The sequence below is a fragment of the Fibrobacter sp. UWB7 genome (assembly GCF_900142945.1).
Lineage (GTDB): Bacteria > Fibrobacterota > Fibrobacteria > Fibrobacterales > Fibrobacteraceae > Fibrobacter.
Map to the genome: position 1 here is coordinate 90,488 of NZ_FRCO01000008.1, position 15,861 is coordinate 106,348.

The 15,861-nt window shown below is 49.1% G+C and carries 7 protein-coding genes; all 7 read left to right on the forward strand.

All coding sequences use genetic code 11. The annotated features are described in order from the left end of the window. Positions 1-27: 27 nt before the first annotated feature. The gene (gene uvrB, locus BUC30_RS14950; RefSeq protein ID WP_211518026.1) at positions 28-2,232 is read left to right on the forward strand and encodes an excinuclease ABC subunit UvrB; all 2,205 of its coding nucleotides are present in this window, start codon (positions 28-30) and stop codon (positions 2,230-2,232) included. A gap of 166 nt (positions 2,233-2,398) precedes the next feature. Then, positions 2,399-3,451, forward strand: coding sequence for a hypothetical protein (locus BUC30_RS14955; protein ID WP_073443163.1), 1,053 nt, complete (start codon positions 2,399-2,401; stop codon positions 3,449-3,451). Positions 3,452-3,779: 328 nt separating this feature from the next. Then, positions 3,780-5,414: a 2,3-bisphosphoglycerate-independent phosphoglycerate mutase gene (gpmI, locus tag BUC30_RS14960; RefSeq protein WP_073443165.1), complete on the forward strand. Its 1,635-nt coding sequence runs from the start codon at positions 3,780-3,782 to the stop codon at positions 5,412-5,414. A gap of 200 nt (positions 5,415-5,614) precedes the next feature. Further along, on the forward strand, positions 5,615-6,178 hold the full coding sequence (locus BUC30_RS14965; RefSeq protein ID WP_170861554.1) for an FISUMP domain-containing protein: 564 nt from the start codon (positions 5,615-5,617) through the stop codon (positions 6,176-6,178). A gap of 148 nt (positions 6,179-6,326) precedes the next feature. Continuing rightward, positions 6,327-7,652 carry a PulJ/GspJ family protein gene (locus BUC30_RS14970; RefSeq protein ID WP_073443169.1) on the forward strand — a complete coding sequence of 442 codons (1,326 nt, stop codon included), beginning with the start codon at positions 6,327-6,329 and terminating at the stop codon, positions 7,650-7,652. A gap of 21 nt (positions 7,653-7,673) precedes the next feature. Beyond that, positions 7,674-14,237: a pilus assembly PilX family protein gene (locus BUC30_RS14975; protein WP_073443172.1), complete on the forward strand. Its 6,564-nt coding sequence runs from the start codon at positions 7,674-7,676 to the stop codon at positions 14,235-14,237. A gap of 241 nt (positions 14,238-14,478) precedes the next feature. Further along, complete coding sequence (locus BUC30_RS14980) at positions 14,479-15,861, forward strand: PulJ/GspJ family protein (RefSeq protein WP_244536680.1); 1,383 nt, start codon at positions 14,479-14,481, stop codon at positions 15,859-15,861.

Sequence of the window (15,861 nt, forward strand, 5' to 3'; positions counted from 1 at the left end):
GAAATATTGCTATCTTATCACCTAACAATGGCTCGCGCACGTAAGACTATTACTCCTGATCCGTATGCAAAACCGATAGCGAAACCGCTACCGCCTTCCAAGAGCTTGCCCGGAAAGCTCAAGCAGTTCCAGGCGCCCACGCGTGCGGATTTTGACCTCGTAAGTCCTTACGGCGCCGCAGGCGACCAGCCCAAAGCCATCGAAGAGTTGACCGAAGGATTCAAGAACGGCGAACAGTTCCAGACGCTTCTCGGCGTGACCGGTTCCGGCAAGACATTCACGATGGCAAACGTCATCAAGAATGTCGGAAAGCCGACGCTCATCCTCACGCACAACAAGACGCTTGCCGCCCAGCTTTACCAAGAATTCAAGTCGTTCTTCCCGAACAACGCGGTGGAATACTTCGTCAGCTATTACGACTACTTCCAGCCCGAAGCGTACATTCCGCACACGGACACGTTCATCGAAAAAGACGCGAGCATCAACGATGAAATCGACAAGCTCCGTCTGCGCGCAACGGCCAACCTCCTCACCCGCCGCGACGTCATCATCGTTGCTTCCGTGAGCTGCATTTACGGTTTGGGAAGCCCTAGCGAATACTTCGACTTGATGGTCCGTATCAAGAAGGGCGACATTTACGACCGCGACAAGATTCTGCGTGACCTTGTCCACATCCAGTATTCCCGCAATGACTTTAGCCTCGACCGTGGAACGTTCCGCGTCCGCGGTGACGTGATTGAAGTCCACCCGAGCTACGACGAAGACGGACTGCGCATCGAACTTTTCGGCGACGAAGTCGACCGCCTTTACCGCTTCAACATCGTCACGGGCGAAGTCATCAAGGAAGTTGAAGAACTCACCATCGCCCCCGCAAAGCACTTTGTCACCAAAGAAGAAAACCGCGCGGGTATGCTGCAGCGCATCCAAATGGAACTGACCGACCGCCTCGCGGAACTCGACAAAGAAGGCAAGGTTCTCGAATCGGCACGCCTTTCGAGCCGCACCCGCTACGACATGGAAATGCTCCGCGAAACGGGCATGTGCAACGGCATCGAAAACTACTCCCGCATCATCGAAGACCGCGCCCCGGGCACCCGCCCATTCACACTCATCGACTACTTTGGCGACGATTGGCTCTTGATGATTGACGAATCGCACGTGAGCATCCCGCAAGTGGGCGGCATGGCCGAAGGCGACAAGTCCCGCAAAACCACGCTCGTGCAATACGGATTCCGCCTCCCCTGCGCTCTCGACAACCGCCCGATGAACTTTGCCGAATTCGAGTACATGTACCCGAAGCAAGTGCTTTTTGTGAGCGCTACCCCCGGCGACTACGAACTCAAAAAGACGAACGGCGTTGTCACGGAACAGATCAACCGTCCGACCGGGCTTTTGGACCCGAAAATCGAACTGTTCCCGATCCAGGGCCAAATGGACGTGCTCCTGTACCGCATCGAAGAAGTCGTCAAAAACGGCGACCGTGTGCTCGTCACGACGCTTACCAAGAAGATGGCGCAAGACCTCACGGAATTTTTCATCGAAGCAGGCGTCCGTGCCAAGTACCTCCATAGCGACATCAAGACGCTCGAACGCCACGAGCTCATCCGCGGACTGCGTAGCGGCGAATACGACGTGCTCGTGGGCATCAACCTCTTACGCGAAGGCCTCGACCTCCCCGAAGTGAGCATGGTCGCGATTCTCGATGCCGACAAGGAAGGGTTCCTCCGCAACTACAGGAGCCTCATCCAGACGATGGGCCGCGCAAGCCGCAACGTGAACGGCACAGTGCTTTTGTTCGCAGACAATATGACTGAAAGTCTGCAAAAGGCTATCGACGAGACGAACCGCCGCCGCGGCCTCCAGGAAGAATTCAACAAGGAACACGGAATCACACCGAAGTCCGTCACCCGCAAGATCGAAGAAGACCTGCGAATCATCGACCCCTTGGGCGATATCGGCGACGACAACGAAATTGAAGACGATTCTCTAGTAACTAGTAACTCTGAACTAGAAACTAATTTGGGCATCCGTCCGATGGAACCTTTACAGCCTTCACGCTTCAGGAAGAGCTCCTCGAAAAAAGCGGTCCCCGGCGCACATCCCGACAAACCATCCAAAGCATCCGAGTCCAAGCTCGCCGACCTGGAACGCCAAATGAAAGAAGCGGCAGCCCGCCTCGACTTCGAAGAAGCCGCCCGAATCCGTGATATTATACGCGCTCTCGACGCTTAATGTATAATTTTGTTTACAGATTTATTATAATATTCGTCACACCCACTTTATAAAAATTCCACTTTGTAATTTTATTTTTGTATTATTATAAAAAGTTAAATACTTGGTGCTTTTTGCCCAAATTTTGTTTATTTTCACTTTAAGATTACATAGAAAGGGTTTTACAATGAGTTCTAAATTCACAACGCCTCTTATTCTCAGCTCCGCACTCGCTTTGAGTGCATTTGGTCTTATCGCTTGCGGTGAAGACAGCAATCCGACCGTTTCTTCCCAGCCGGGAACCTCTTCTTCCTATGTTCCGCCTGAAATTCCGCAAGAAACTGCAACTACAACAATCCTTTTCCTGAATACCGGAGTAAGCTCCACTCTTATTAATAGAGTTGACTTCACTGGTACTGTAAAGCTCGACTTCAGCGATACAACCGCAAACTTCGACGTTAACGCAGCCCGTTTCACGGACATCCAGTTCTTTGTAGAAAGCGCATCAAAGACAAGCACTGGTTCTATAAAGACCCAGAGCGCTACTTTGGACGCAGCATACTTTGCCGCAACTCCGGTTACGACCATCAACTTCGACCAGATCGGTCTCTATGCAGACCTTAACGATGGTTATACTGAATGTGGTAACTTCAACCTCATTATTGCAGCAATCGCCTCTACGGCAACGGCAACGGGCGAAACTTTGCAGTCTGTCTCCAGAGACACGATTCCGTTCGTCCGTGACGAAGAAAACTGCAAGATTCCGGAAAGCTCCTCTTCAAGTGTCGTTGTTCCGGGCGCACCGCTCGCAGTTGCAACCACTGTTCTTAACACAAAGTCTGCCAAGTGCCTCACTTTTGCTACCGGCACCACTGGTGATACCGGCGATATCTGCATCAGCCGCGTTGGCAAGGACGCCTTCACGCTTTCTAGCGGCACGGGTCTGAAGTTCGCCTTCTACACCAACCCGAACGACGCAGACAGAACGAACGACTGGACTAGCGAACATTTACCGGCCTCTCCGACTACAGACAATTTCAAGTACAAGTCAGAAGCCTTGAAGGAAACCATCGCCAACTACTTGAACGAATTGGAAGTGTTCACGGTCGGCATTGCTGACACTTACGTTCCGAACTCCGGTTCTGCAGTAGGCTTCTATGCATTCGTCGTGAGCGACGTGTCCACCCCGGACGGCAACGGCGACGTTTCGATCAATCTGACCTACCTCAAGGCACAGTAATCTAAAACGAAAAAGCTTTGAAAAAAGACCTCCCCCGTGGAGGTCTTTTTTGTAGTCTTCCTTTTTGCCTACATGTCATTCCCGGCGCCTGTCCTCGCTTGACGGGGATGACCGGGAATCTCCTTTTGACACTCTTCGAGTGTCTTTTGCTAGGCTCGGAAGTGGGCCTGTAAACAGTCCCGTTTCACTCGCCTTACGCAAAAGTTTCTAAATTTGCGCTCCTTCGGAGCGCATTTAATACGGCTCGGCAATGTCAAAACAACAAGTTGTTTTGCCGCTGCGCTCGCCTTTTACTAAATTTGTCGCGTAACATTTTAATGGAGTAAATATGCTCAAGAAACTTTCCAACTTCCCTGGCATCAAGGGCCCGGTCGTCACCATCGTGATGGACGGTTTTGGTATCACCGATAAGGTCGAAGGCAACGCCATCAAGGCCGCCCGCACCCCGACTCTCGACAACCTCTTCAAGATGTACCCGAACGTTCTCTTGAAGGCTCACGGTCGCGCCGTCGGTATGCCGACCAACGAAGACATGGGTAACTCCGAAGTCGGCCACAACGCAATCGGTGCTGGCCAGGTTTACAACCAGGGTGCAGCCCTCGTTGCAGACGCCATCAACAGCGGCGACATCTTCGGCCGTGACGCATGGAAGGAAATCTCCGGCAACGTTCGTGAAAAGAACACCGTTCTTCACTTCATCGGCCTCTTCAGCGATGGTAACGTTCACTCCAACATCGCTCACCTCAAGGCCATGGTTGCCCAGGCCAAGAAGGAAGGCGTCAAGAAGGTTCGCGTTCACATCCTCCTCGATGGTCGTGACGTTCCGGAAACCTCCGCTCTCGATTACGTCGGCCCGTTTGAAAAGTTCCTCGACGAACTCCGCTCTCCGGAATTCGACGTTTGCATCGCTTCTGGCGGTGGACGTATGCAGATTACCATGGACCGTTACAACGCTAACTGGAAGATGGTGGAACTCGGCTGGAAGACCCACGTGCTCGGCGAAGGCCGCTACTTCGACAACGCTACGCAGGCTATCGAAACTCTCCGTGGCGAAACCAAGGCTATTGACCAGGACCTCCCGCCGTTCGTGATTGCTAAGGACGGTGCTCCGGTTGGCACCATCAACGATGGCGACTCCGTGGTGTTCTTCAACTTCCGTGGCGACCGCGCTATCGAAATCACGCGCGCCTTCGAAGAAGAATCCTTCAACGAATTTGACCGCAAGCGCTTCCCGCACGTCTGCTACGCTGGCATGCTCCAGTACGACGGCGACCTCAAGCTCCCGAACCGCTTCCTCGTTCCGCCTCCGGCAATCAAGGAAACCAGCGGCGAATGGCTCGCTGAAACCGGCGTCAAGCAGTTCGCTTGCTCCGAAACGCAGAAGTACGGTCACGTCACTTACTTCTGGAATGGTAACCGTTCCAGCAAGTTCGACGGCGAAACCTACCTCGAAATCGAATCTGACGTTGTTCCGTTCGAACAGCGCCCGTGGATGAAGGCTGCCGAAATCACCGACGCCATGATCGAAGCTTTGAAGAGCGGCAAGTATCAGACTCTCCGCTGCAACTTCCCGAACGGCGACATGGTGGGCCATACCGGTTCCTTCCGCGCTGCTACAATGGCTATCGAAGCTGTGGACATTGGCCTCGCCCGCCTCCTCCCGGTGATTGACGCACTCGGTGGTGTTGCTATCATCACGGCTGACCATGGTAACGCCGACGAAATGTACGAAATCGACAAGAAGACCGGCATGCCGAAGGTCAACAAGGATGGTTCCTTCAAGGCCAAGACGAGCCACACGCTCAACAAGGTGCCGTGCATCCTTTACGATAACGTCACTGGCGGCAAGCTCGGCCTCAAGGAAGGCGACTGGGGCCTTTCCAACATCGCTGCAACGACGGCCAACCTCCTCGGTCTCGAAAAGCACGAAGCTTGGGACGATTCCATGCTCATCATCAAGTAAGAGCCGCACAAGTTGCTTCGGCAAGCTCAGCAAACTTACAAGTGCCCTGAGCCCGCCGAAGGGCAATACTAAAAGGGAACCCGCAAGGGTTCCTTTTTTCTTTGTTCAAAAAAAATTGTATATTAACCGAGCTAATTACGATTTTTCAAGGAGTTTCGTTTATGCACAAATTTCATATTCCCTTTTTACTAGTTGCATGCATGGCAACATCAGCATTTTGGGGATGCGGAAGCGATTCCAACGACGAAGACGATAGTTTTGTCAATGTTGGCGGCCAGCTTTGGTCTAAGGAAAATTTAAACATCCCAATCGAAGGAAGCTTCTGCTACGACAGCCTCTCCACCAACTGCGAAAAATACGGCAGGCTTTATACGTGGACCATGGCAATGAACATAGACGAAAGCTACGCAACAACAGAGCTCGGCAAAATCAAGTTACCACATCAAGGAATTTGCCCCGCAGGTAGCCACCTTCCAAGCCTTTCTGAATGGCAGCAGTTAGACGACTACCTCAACAAGCACCCTTCAGAAAAAGAGCTTTTCTTGAACCAAATCGGCGGATTCTACCGTCCTAATAGCGGCTTTTCAAACGAAAATATCGAATTGCTAATGTGGACATCAACCGAATACGACTACTCCGATCGACCCTACGCCGACAAATACAACTTCGCCTGGCTTGTCGTTCACCGCAAAAATTTAACGACAACGCAAGACAATCCAGTCAAGCAAGTCGGTGCATCCGTCCGTTGCATCAAGAATAAATAGCAAAACCATTCTGAATAGAAAAGGGCCCCCAAAGGGGTCCTTTTTTACATTTCTTGAGATAGTTCACAAGTTGCAAAAAAAAATTTTCATTTTGATTCTAAAAAACCTATCTTTATTTATAAAAACGAAGTTGGAATGAGGAATTAAAATGAGTTTTAATTCTAGAGAGGGTTTTACCCTCATTGAGCTAATGGTATACATAGCTCTTCTTGGTGGTATAGTCCTTATAGCAGGACGAGCTTTTAGCGATAGCACTAAAATGCGTGTACGTACCCAGAGTATGTTACAGGCATCCCAGACCGTCGGAAACGTCGGTACAATACTCAAAGACGACATAGCCCAGCTAGGTGCAAAAAGCTCAAAAGAAGCTGGCGGCGGAACCATGGATGTGTTCAGCACCGACCATATTCACGATGTTTACATGGATCCCGATGCTACAGAAGATGCAGACAAGGATTCATCTTCATTCACAATCGTCAAAAACGATGACGGAGACGGCAGGGACAAGATCACCATGCGCCGTCTGCGCTATTCCGATGCAGGCGTCTACCAGGCCGTCGAAGAAGTGACCTGGTTCCTTGAAGACCGCGTCCTTAAGAGATCTTGCAAAAGCACAAGCGCCCTGGTCGAAGATGCAGAATGCCCATCGGAAAACGCTAGCGTGGTTACAATCGCAGAACACGTGGACAAGTTCTCGCTCACGCCCGCAAAGCCCACTACAGAAGTGGCCTCCGTCAGCGTACTCCCCTCATCCAGCGAATCAGACAAGAACTTTAAACTGGTTTCCCGTTTTGGCGATGAAAACTTCGAGCCAGTAACGATTACCCCCGAAGAAGGCGGCACGTCTATTAAGCTTTCAGGCTTTTCCATGAATTACAACTTTACCACCAGCGAACCGATTAGCAATCCGGACATGATCAAGGCGAATCAGGTTTTCGTTTCCAGTCTCGGAAGCAGCTTGTGTTCCTGGGGAGCCCAGTGCATCCAGGTCACCTTAAGCCCCTATATTGAATACGAAATTTCATTTTCGATGCCCTATACCGCAACGGATGACCCCAGCAGAATGTTCTGCCCAGGCAGGGACCACATGGCTGTAGGCTTCAGGTATGCCGAGAACGGCAACAAGCTCGACGGGCTGAGCGATTTTCAGTTCTACCCGCCAACCGTCGGCGATGAGCGCGACACGGGGCTCCGCAAGATGCGCTTTACGACAAACACGACTTATGAAAACGTCTGTCTAGGATTCACTTTCGTCAGTTTCTCTCCTGTAGCCTCTTCAGGGAACATCACCATTTCAAACGTCAGGCTCCGAAAGGTTCCAAGTTCAAACTATACATTCACGGACGAGGCGATTGCAACAGCCGACAAGAAAAACGTAAAAGCCATCAAGCTGGAGCTATCCATCAACAAGAATGGCGAAGCCGGAGCCGAGACAGCAATTATATCAATCCCAAGCAACGGCCCAAGAGATTAAAAAAAATTGAGGAGTGTGGTTATGTTTAGTAAAAAAGGTATTTCTCTTGTAACAGTTCTCCTGTTTATGCTCGTCGCTACAATCGCAGCGACAGCGACATTCAAGTGGCTCACTTCCGAGAACCGTTCTTCAGCAACGAGAATGCAGACTCAAGAAGCCCGCCAGAGCGCCATCGCCGGCATCCAAAGCACCAGAGCCTGGATGACCAACAACGCAAACGAAGTCGGCGCCCTTGTTCGCCAATACGTCCTCGGCAGGAAGCAGCCCATCTTGCTCAATAGCCGCGTTTCCCCGCACATCAGCAGCAAGCAGGATTTCAACGTCTGGCTGACCGGTGTTAGTGAAACCAACGGCTACTTCAAATTCAAGATTCTATCCGAAGGCATTGCGCGCAACAACTCAAAGCATACAGAAGCCGCAATCATCAACGTTTCAGGGCTTTACCAAGTATCAATTCCAGAAGCCGAAGAAGAGGAAACGTACAAGAGCATTGCCTATGACTACTCGTACTTTGGAGGTTCCATCTCGAACCATGGCGATGCCAAACTTTCATCCATGCTAATCAACGGAAACTGGTCGGGAAACCCGATTGGCATTGACAAGAACATCATCATCACAGGACATGCCTCACTTTCCGGTGACAACGTCGATATTTACGGAACAGGTTGCATCGGTGGAAACCTTTATGCAAACAACGGTTTCGATGCAAAAAATCTCTATGTACACAGAACATCCTATGATTTCGGTTCCAAAAATATCGAAACCAAAAAAGGCATAACAAACCACGCTTACTTCGATGGAGTAGTCATTCAATCTGCGAATGGTGAGAAAAAAATCACCGTCGGGGGCAACCTCACCATCAAAAATATTTTCAAGACGCACATGGGTACAGGAAGTTCTCCCGTCACCATCAACGGAAATCTTTGTGTTGACTCCGCAATATCCCAAATTGAAATTGGAGGCTCTGTAGGTAGCGGGGCAACGTACAATCAACCATTTACAGTCAATGGAGACGTTTGGGTAACACACTCTAGAGCGTTCTATGCACATAACGGAGACTTCAGCAGTAACTACAACAAACTTATTTTGGGGAACACCGAAGATTCTAAAGTCTATATTCCAGACGCATACCCCTCCAGCAATTATGACGAAATGCGCAACAACAAGGCGTTTGTTGATAGTTGGGTAAACTATTGGAGTCCAAATTACAAACCATACGTGTATGTAGCTCCAGCTTCGGACAAATATTACTTTTATGTTGAGCCCAATGTAACAGATGTTTCATACAGCAGTGGCGTATATTATGTGGGCAACCAATTATTCAAAACTGTATATGGGTATAATGAATTTCAACATGGAACCGGTTATGATAAAAAGCTTTCACCATATTGCCGGCACAACACCGATGAAAATCGCCCAGAATGTCACGTATCACCGTGGTTCCAATCCAAAGGAACAGTTACAAGAGATTTACCCGCAACTAGACCTGTAGCCTGTGCCGACTCCGTCAAGCAAGTCTGTTACGACATTTGGGAAGAAAAGCCGGGGTGCGACGGAGCTAGCTTCAAGGTGGATGACCTATTAACGACGGCATACAATCAATTCGTAAAATACGCCGATAGTGGTTGTGCAGCAGCAATCACAACCTTAAACGACGGTTTCGCAGAAGCTGCCAACACATGCTACGACGATAACACAAAAGATGATTACAAGAAAAAGAACCACATGTATAACGGCTATCTCGTTGTAAAAATTGAGGCAACGCAGTTAAGTAAAAATTACGGAGACGGTCTCAAAGGAAAATTCATCATCATCGTGACAAACAAACCGGGACAAGTCGCATTCCCACAGACCTATGGTGAAAATGACTACGTATTTCTCTACCTAACACAAGGTGCCGGTGAACTGATGGGGCTTGGTACGAGCAATTATAATTACTTCATCTACACCAAAGAAGACATCGGATCATCAACGTATAGTGAAACAACACATCAAATCACTCCTAGTGGCGGAATTCTTTTCAACCACGCATCCCTCAGCGGATCCGTGTATGCCGAAGTTGGAACAGGAACCAATTGCGCCAAAGTGGCCGCACTGACGTCCTCCAAGCCATTGCTATTCAATCAAGACTTGATGAACAGCCTGACCATTAACCGCATCATTTGCGATGCCTCCGTTACAAACTGCGGTGGCGCGGCATTCTCATCATCTTCCTCGGCGGCTCCCATGAGTTCATCCGCATCCGAAGAAAGCATCAACGGCAAGGACCCCTACTATATCTCCATTGCGCCTCAGCTAAACGTTACGCTAGAATCACAATACAAAGCTACAGAAGCAGCACCCGAAGACGCAAGCAACATCGACCCCTCCATTCTTGTGATTCCGCGAATCATTTACCTTTCCAGGAACGCAGCTGGAAAGCTTGCTGATTATTATTCCGTCTTGAGTCTGAACGGCGCAAACGAAAACAAGAGCCCATCCAAAGTCAGTTGCAATGGCACATTTTCGACAACAGAAAAGCTTTACACAGGAACAGAGCTGACTCCCGGAACATACACCTGTAACTACGCTTCAACAAATTACGGAACCATTCCGTTCTATGTTGTTGTAAGCAACACCAGCGGAGAGCTCCCGATCGTTTCGTTCCCGGAAGCACCGCATAACGTTCAGGCCCTCAGCTTGGGTTCCAGTGTCGATGTCTCGGTACATATCGGCAAATCCACCAACACCAGCGGGAAAATCAAATTCGACGTGGCCATAAACCAGCCAATATCCGACTGGACTATAACCACCAAGCCAGGCGTTACAGCTCGCAGCGGAAGCGGAAGCGCCCTTTACTATACAGTCGAAGTCACGCCGAATGCGACCGAGGAACAAGACATTGAAATCTTTACGATAAGCGCAGGTAGCAACGCTGATGACGGCGACATGTATCTCACACTTAGTGCGCCGACAGAGCTCTGCCGCCTCGTATCGGGGGCTGGCCTCACCCACCACGTGTATCTCAGGACCCACACGACCATCAATAGGGCGGAACTTTCCGATTACTGCCACGTCAACGATTGCGACGACGACATGAGCGAAAAAAGCGAACGCCCAGACTGCGAAATCAGCGACGAATGGATTATCGCTCATGGTACAGCCTGTGGTATCGTCGAAAAGAACTATAGTTGGAAATGCTTGACCAACACAGCCATTTCACTTGCCTCCGTAAGTTCTGCCGACATTCCACAAGCATGCGAAATTATCATTCCGTCTACAAACAACTCCATCACATCACCTGTTGGCGGAGAAACAAAGAACCTTTACGCCTCCCTCAAGCGCAAAAAAGTCGAAGTGACGGTCAACCTTAAAAACGCATTCGACAAAAATACATCCGTCACACTACAAGGGCAACAATACACGTCTAGTCAAACTTGTACAAAAGAAAATAGCCCCTGCACATTCAACGTATTGGCGGGTGAACCCATTGTATTTACACACGAGGAATCCGGCGAAGACAAAGGAAACTTCAACTACTGGGCTTGCGATGGCGAAAATTGCACAGCACCGACAACTCATGAAGACGAACCTGAATTCATATTCTACGGACCGCACACGATTACCGCAGAATTCAACAAGGAATCCCATTGCTATTACGATGACTTTGCCAATACAGTAGCCTTCTGCTCTGCCGGTGAAGAAAACTGCATCGACACATGCGCCACGATGCTCTCTAAAGGAACACATTGCGCACCGAAGAACAGCAAGCAGCCCAAGTCCCATTGGCTCATGACCTACCACAACAGCGGGAACGGCAACAACGCAGAATATACCCGTCCAAACTTCGGCAACGGCTCCATTTACGCTCCGAATACCAAGAATGCAAACAACCAAAGCGGAAAAGTTTCCATCATTTTGAGAAACATGACCGCAGGTCTATACGGAACAATGTTTGCCCTTGTCAAAACCTCCATACTGGAGAAATCGACAGCAAACGACTTCCTGAATTCGGGACTCATTTTCAGAAGCAATGGGAACGAGCACCTGATTCTAAACATTTTCGGAGTCAGCAAGCCCAACAGCACAGGGGAATTGACATTCCGCGTCTGCAAGGTCAGCGGACAGGCAATAAACAACACATCACAGGGTTCCTGCAAAGAAGTTCCCAAGAAAGAAGGTTCGACCCCGATTTATATAACCAGCAATTCCTTTATCAAAGTCAGGTTTACCATCGATGAAAAAGACCTGTTAAAAGTCACAGCAAAAGTCGATGACGATACTTGGGAAGGAGAACTCAACGTCAAGGATTACCAATGCAACGACGCCGCGTATTCACACGTAGGCATTAGCTTGGCAGATCAGGACTTCAAGATTTTCGACAACGGCTGGGTTCCATCCGCATTTGAAGAAACATGCTGGGACGTTCCGACCGTATCGTGCAACTTTGTCGACAAGTACGAAATCGTCCCCTTAAACGACTACGTATCGCCCAAAGTCCTTGTATCCAGCTGGTTCTCCGAAAAGAACTGCTCCACGGAGTACTATTATAATGGTTGTGACAACTCGACATCTGAATGCATCAACGGTACAGGGACACCAGGCGAAATCGGCTCGAAACTCGATGGTGAAACATACCAGTTTACCCAGGAAGGTCAGCATGGCTACCTCATCGACGAGAACAAGAAAGCTCAGGACGCCTCCATCAAGGTGGTATGCCCCGGTGACGCCGGCAGTCTGGACCTCGCCCAGGACTTCTACAGCTGCGGAACCTTCCAAGTCGGGACAACCCAAAACTGCATCAACGATTTCGAAATCGTAAACGAAGCCCAGTACATGGGTGAAAACGTCCCCTATGAATTTTTAACCCCCAAAACAAACGGCATCAACTTACGCGAGGCCCAATTGCATATTAATATCAAGAAGGACGGCGAAATTGCAGACGGCAACAACCTTGGCGCAAACTTAAAAGTTCACCTGCTCTCCGCAAACAAAATGCAGAGCTTGACAAGAACCATAAGCACCGCCGGGGCGCATGACATAAATGTTGATGACCTTATTGGAACCACGGGCTTCAATCCCGAACAAGTCACAAAAGTCATCATTACAAGCGATAATAGCATCAACATCGAAAAGCTGCACATCCACAGCAAATGTCCAAACAAACTCGACCTCAAGTGCGAACAGGCAGTCTACGACTATACGAACAAAGGCTGGAAAATCAAGATAAACCACCAGAAAGATGGAGTCAAATGCTCGTACACTTCAACAGATCCGAACATCAACTCCGAAACCGATGTCAATTGCAGTGACGTCATTTACCTGCAATACGGAAACGGTTTTGCCAATAACTGGATTATCTACAATGAACCGCCGACATTCACGGTCACAGCGACAAACAGCTTCGGTTCTGAATCCTGCACCATCAAGGGTGAAAAAATTGGGAACAACAACGTTACCTGCAGCGTTCCAACTGACCAGCAGACCATCGAATTCGATTCAAAGGCACCTGTATTCAATTTCAAGTTTGGCGAAAGCATCAACGGCTGGGACTTCAATGTCAATTACAACGTGTATCTGGACAATACCATCGTGAAAAGCAACGGCACCGCCAAAATGGGAGCCACGCAATCGTACTCGCCTTCGGACTCCGATACAAAGCCAGCCAGTGGTGGTCACACATACAAAGTCTCTTTCATTATCGGCAACTGGACGCAGTCCTGTACAGCCTCGTTTACCGTAGAAGACAAGACAAAGCAAGCGCCCACCATTTCGTCTTGCAGTGTCGAGGACAACGGCAAATTTACGGCTATCGTAAGCAATCCTGACGACGTCAACTATACATACACATTTACCATCCTGGACAATATCGGAAACAAGCTTGTCGATGGAACAACAGGCTCAGGAAATGAATCGACCATCGACTATACATACGCGCCAGGAAAGGCGGGCACATACAACTATACCGTAAAAATCGGGGAAAGCTCTTGTTCCAAGCTAAAGACAGTGACATCCCCCATTGAACTCTCATGCCCGACAACAATCACTGGACAGAATGCAAGTGAAGCTATCGTCGTAAGCCCGACAGTCAAGAACTGCTCCAGCTGCTCTTACAAGATCTTCTACGAAGACCTCGAAAAGAGTTCTGACCTCATATTCTATGATCGCGAAGCAACAGGAACAAAGCAATACCGTCTGCAAGCAACCGACATCAACGACAACGTCGCGAATTGCAACTTCAACGTGTCCTTCAACAGTCAAAGCAGCAGCACCGTCGTTCTCAATTACAATTCCAGTAATGACTGGCATTACTTCAGCGAAGGGACCTACGACATCAAGTGCGAAGGCAATGGCGGAAGACTCGTCTGCAAATGCCCAAATGCCGAATGGGGCTATTCGAACTGCAAGATTCAATATCACGGAACCGTCGTCGAAGTAAAGCCTTCACAGTCAGGCGGACAAACCGTTGACGGCTCCAAGGACGATATTTGCCACAGCGGTTACGAGACAACCATAACCATCCTCCCGCCGAACAGTGCAAACCCAAGCGTCCAAGAAAACGCTAAACAACAGGGCAAGGGAATGTACTGCCAGCACTCCTGGTAACCATTATTCCAGATTTTCATCAAGGCTCCCCCGCTGGGGAGCTTTTTTTTGTTGATTTTCATCATTTTTCAGGTGAAATCAGACAATAAAAAAGAATTTTTTATCACTTTTTCATACATAAAACTTATTTTTAAATTAACAGGAATCATGCATAAAAGCATGGTTTTACGGCAATTACAAAAAAGGGTAACGAGGGCAGAATATGGAGTTTTTAAGTCAAGTAATGGACAAGGGTACAAGAATGCCCAGGTCTACCAAAGCAGGTTTTACCCTCATCGAGTTGATGGTCTACATCGCCCTTCTTGGAGGTATTGTTCTCATCGCGGGTCAGGCGTTCAGCGACAGCACCAAGATGCGAATGCGCACACAGAGCATGCTGCAGGCTTCGGAAACCGCAGAAAAGGTGGCATCCATATTCAAGGCTGATATCGCACAAACAGGGGCAAAGACTTCCATGGAAGATGGAGCCTCGGAATCTGGAGCAGAATACGGCAACAAGTTCAGCAATATCTACTCGAACGTTTACATGGACCCCAACAGCGACAATAAAGATTCGTCCTCTTTTTCTGTCGTGACCAAAGACGGTTTCGATAGCCTTACTATTCGACGTTTACGTTACGATGAATCCGGACATTACGTTGCCGTCGAGCAAATTGCCTGGTTCGTCCAAGACGGATCGCTTTGGCGCAATTGCAAAGTCATCGAAAAGAAAATGACACTCCCTGACGACGACCCCTGTACCGACGGTGCGACATCGGAGCCCAACAACATCGAAATGGCATCAGGCGTGAGCAAGTTCAAAATCACTCCAGGAAAACCCGGCGTTGTAGGGAACAACATCCAGCTATTCCCAGCCGTAGGCGAATCCGAATTCAAATTCGTCGGTAGAAATGACGGAGACCGTGAGATGCCTATCGTGAGCAATGAAGCAGGAGAAATGCACAAAGGCGGAAACACACAAACCATATCCGGATTTTACCAGAACTACGACCAAAACATGCAAACCATAAAAAGCGAAGCCGCCCGAAAGATCAACGAAGTTATCGCAGTCCGTAACGAAACATTCTCGGATTTTTCGTGGCAAACTCTTTGCGCCCAAGAAGGCAACAACTTTACTTTTGAACCGAACAACGAATATGAAATTTCATTCGAAATCCTACCCACAGACGAAAATGCGGATAAAAGCAAGCTGTTCGTTCCAGGCGAAGACCATATGGCAGTCGGTTTGAGAAGTCTCGAAACAGGGACATCCTTTACATATGGCGAGCCAGCCACCAAATTTAGTGATTTTGCATTTTTCCCACCTTTGGGCGTCAAGAACGAAGGAAGCGGAGAGCGCTCCATGCGTTTTTCTGTCCCAGATAAGTTTACAAAAGCGTGTATCGCATTCACGTTCGCCTGCTATTCCCCGCTCGTATCACAAGGGAAAGTTTCCATCACAAAATTGAAAGTCCTAAAAATACCCAGTGCAAACTACAAATTCGAAGATTACGATTTCGAAGCTAACAAAAGCGACAAGCAGAACGTCAAGGCGTTTCTGCTGGATCTGGATATTACAAACAGAGGTGAGGCCGGACATGTTGAAATGGTTGTTCCTGCACCAAGCAACGGTCCACGCGATTAG

Bases quoted from the DNA above. Each gene is read 5' to 3' on its own strand.
- uvrB (WP_211518026.1), top strand. From the start codon at position 28: ATGGCTCGCGCACGTAAGACTATTACTCCTGATCCGTATGCAAAACCG.
- BUC30_RS14955 (WP_073443163.1), top strand. From the start codon at position 2,399: ATGAGTTCTAAATTCACAACGCCTCTTATTCTCAGCTCCGCACTCGCT.
- gpmI (WP_073443165.1), top strand. From the start codon at position 3,780: ATGCTCAAGAAACTTTCCAACTTCCCTGGCATCAAGGGCCCGGTCGTC.
- BUC30_RS14965 (WP_170861554.1), top strand. From the start codon at position 5,615: ATGGCAACATCAGCATTTTGGGGATGCGGAAGCGATTCCAACGACGAA.
- BUC30_RS14970 (WP_073443169.1), top strand. From the start codon at position 6,327: ATGAGTTTTAATTCTAGAGAGGGTTTTACCCTCATTGAGCTAATGGTA.
- BUC30_RS14975 (WP_073443172.1), top strand. From the start codon at position 7,674: ATGTTTAGTAAAAAAGGTATTTCTCTTGTAACAGTTCTCCTGTTTATG.
- BUC30_RS14980 (WP_244536680.1), top strand. From the start codon at position 14,479: ATGCCCAGGTCTACCAAAGCAGGTTTTACCCTCATCGAGTTGATGGTC.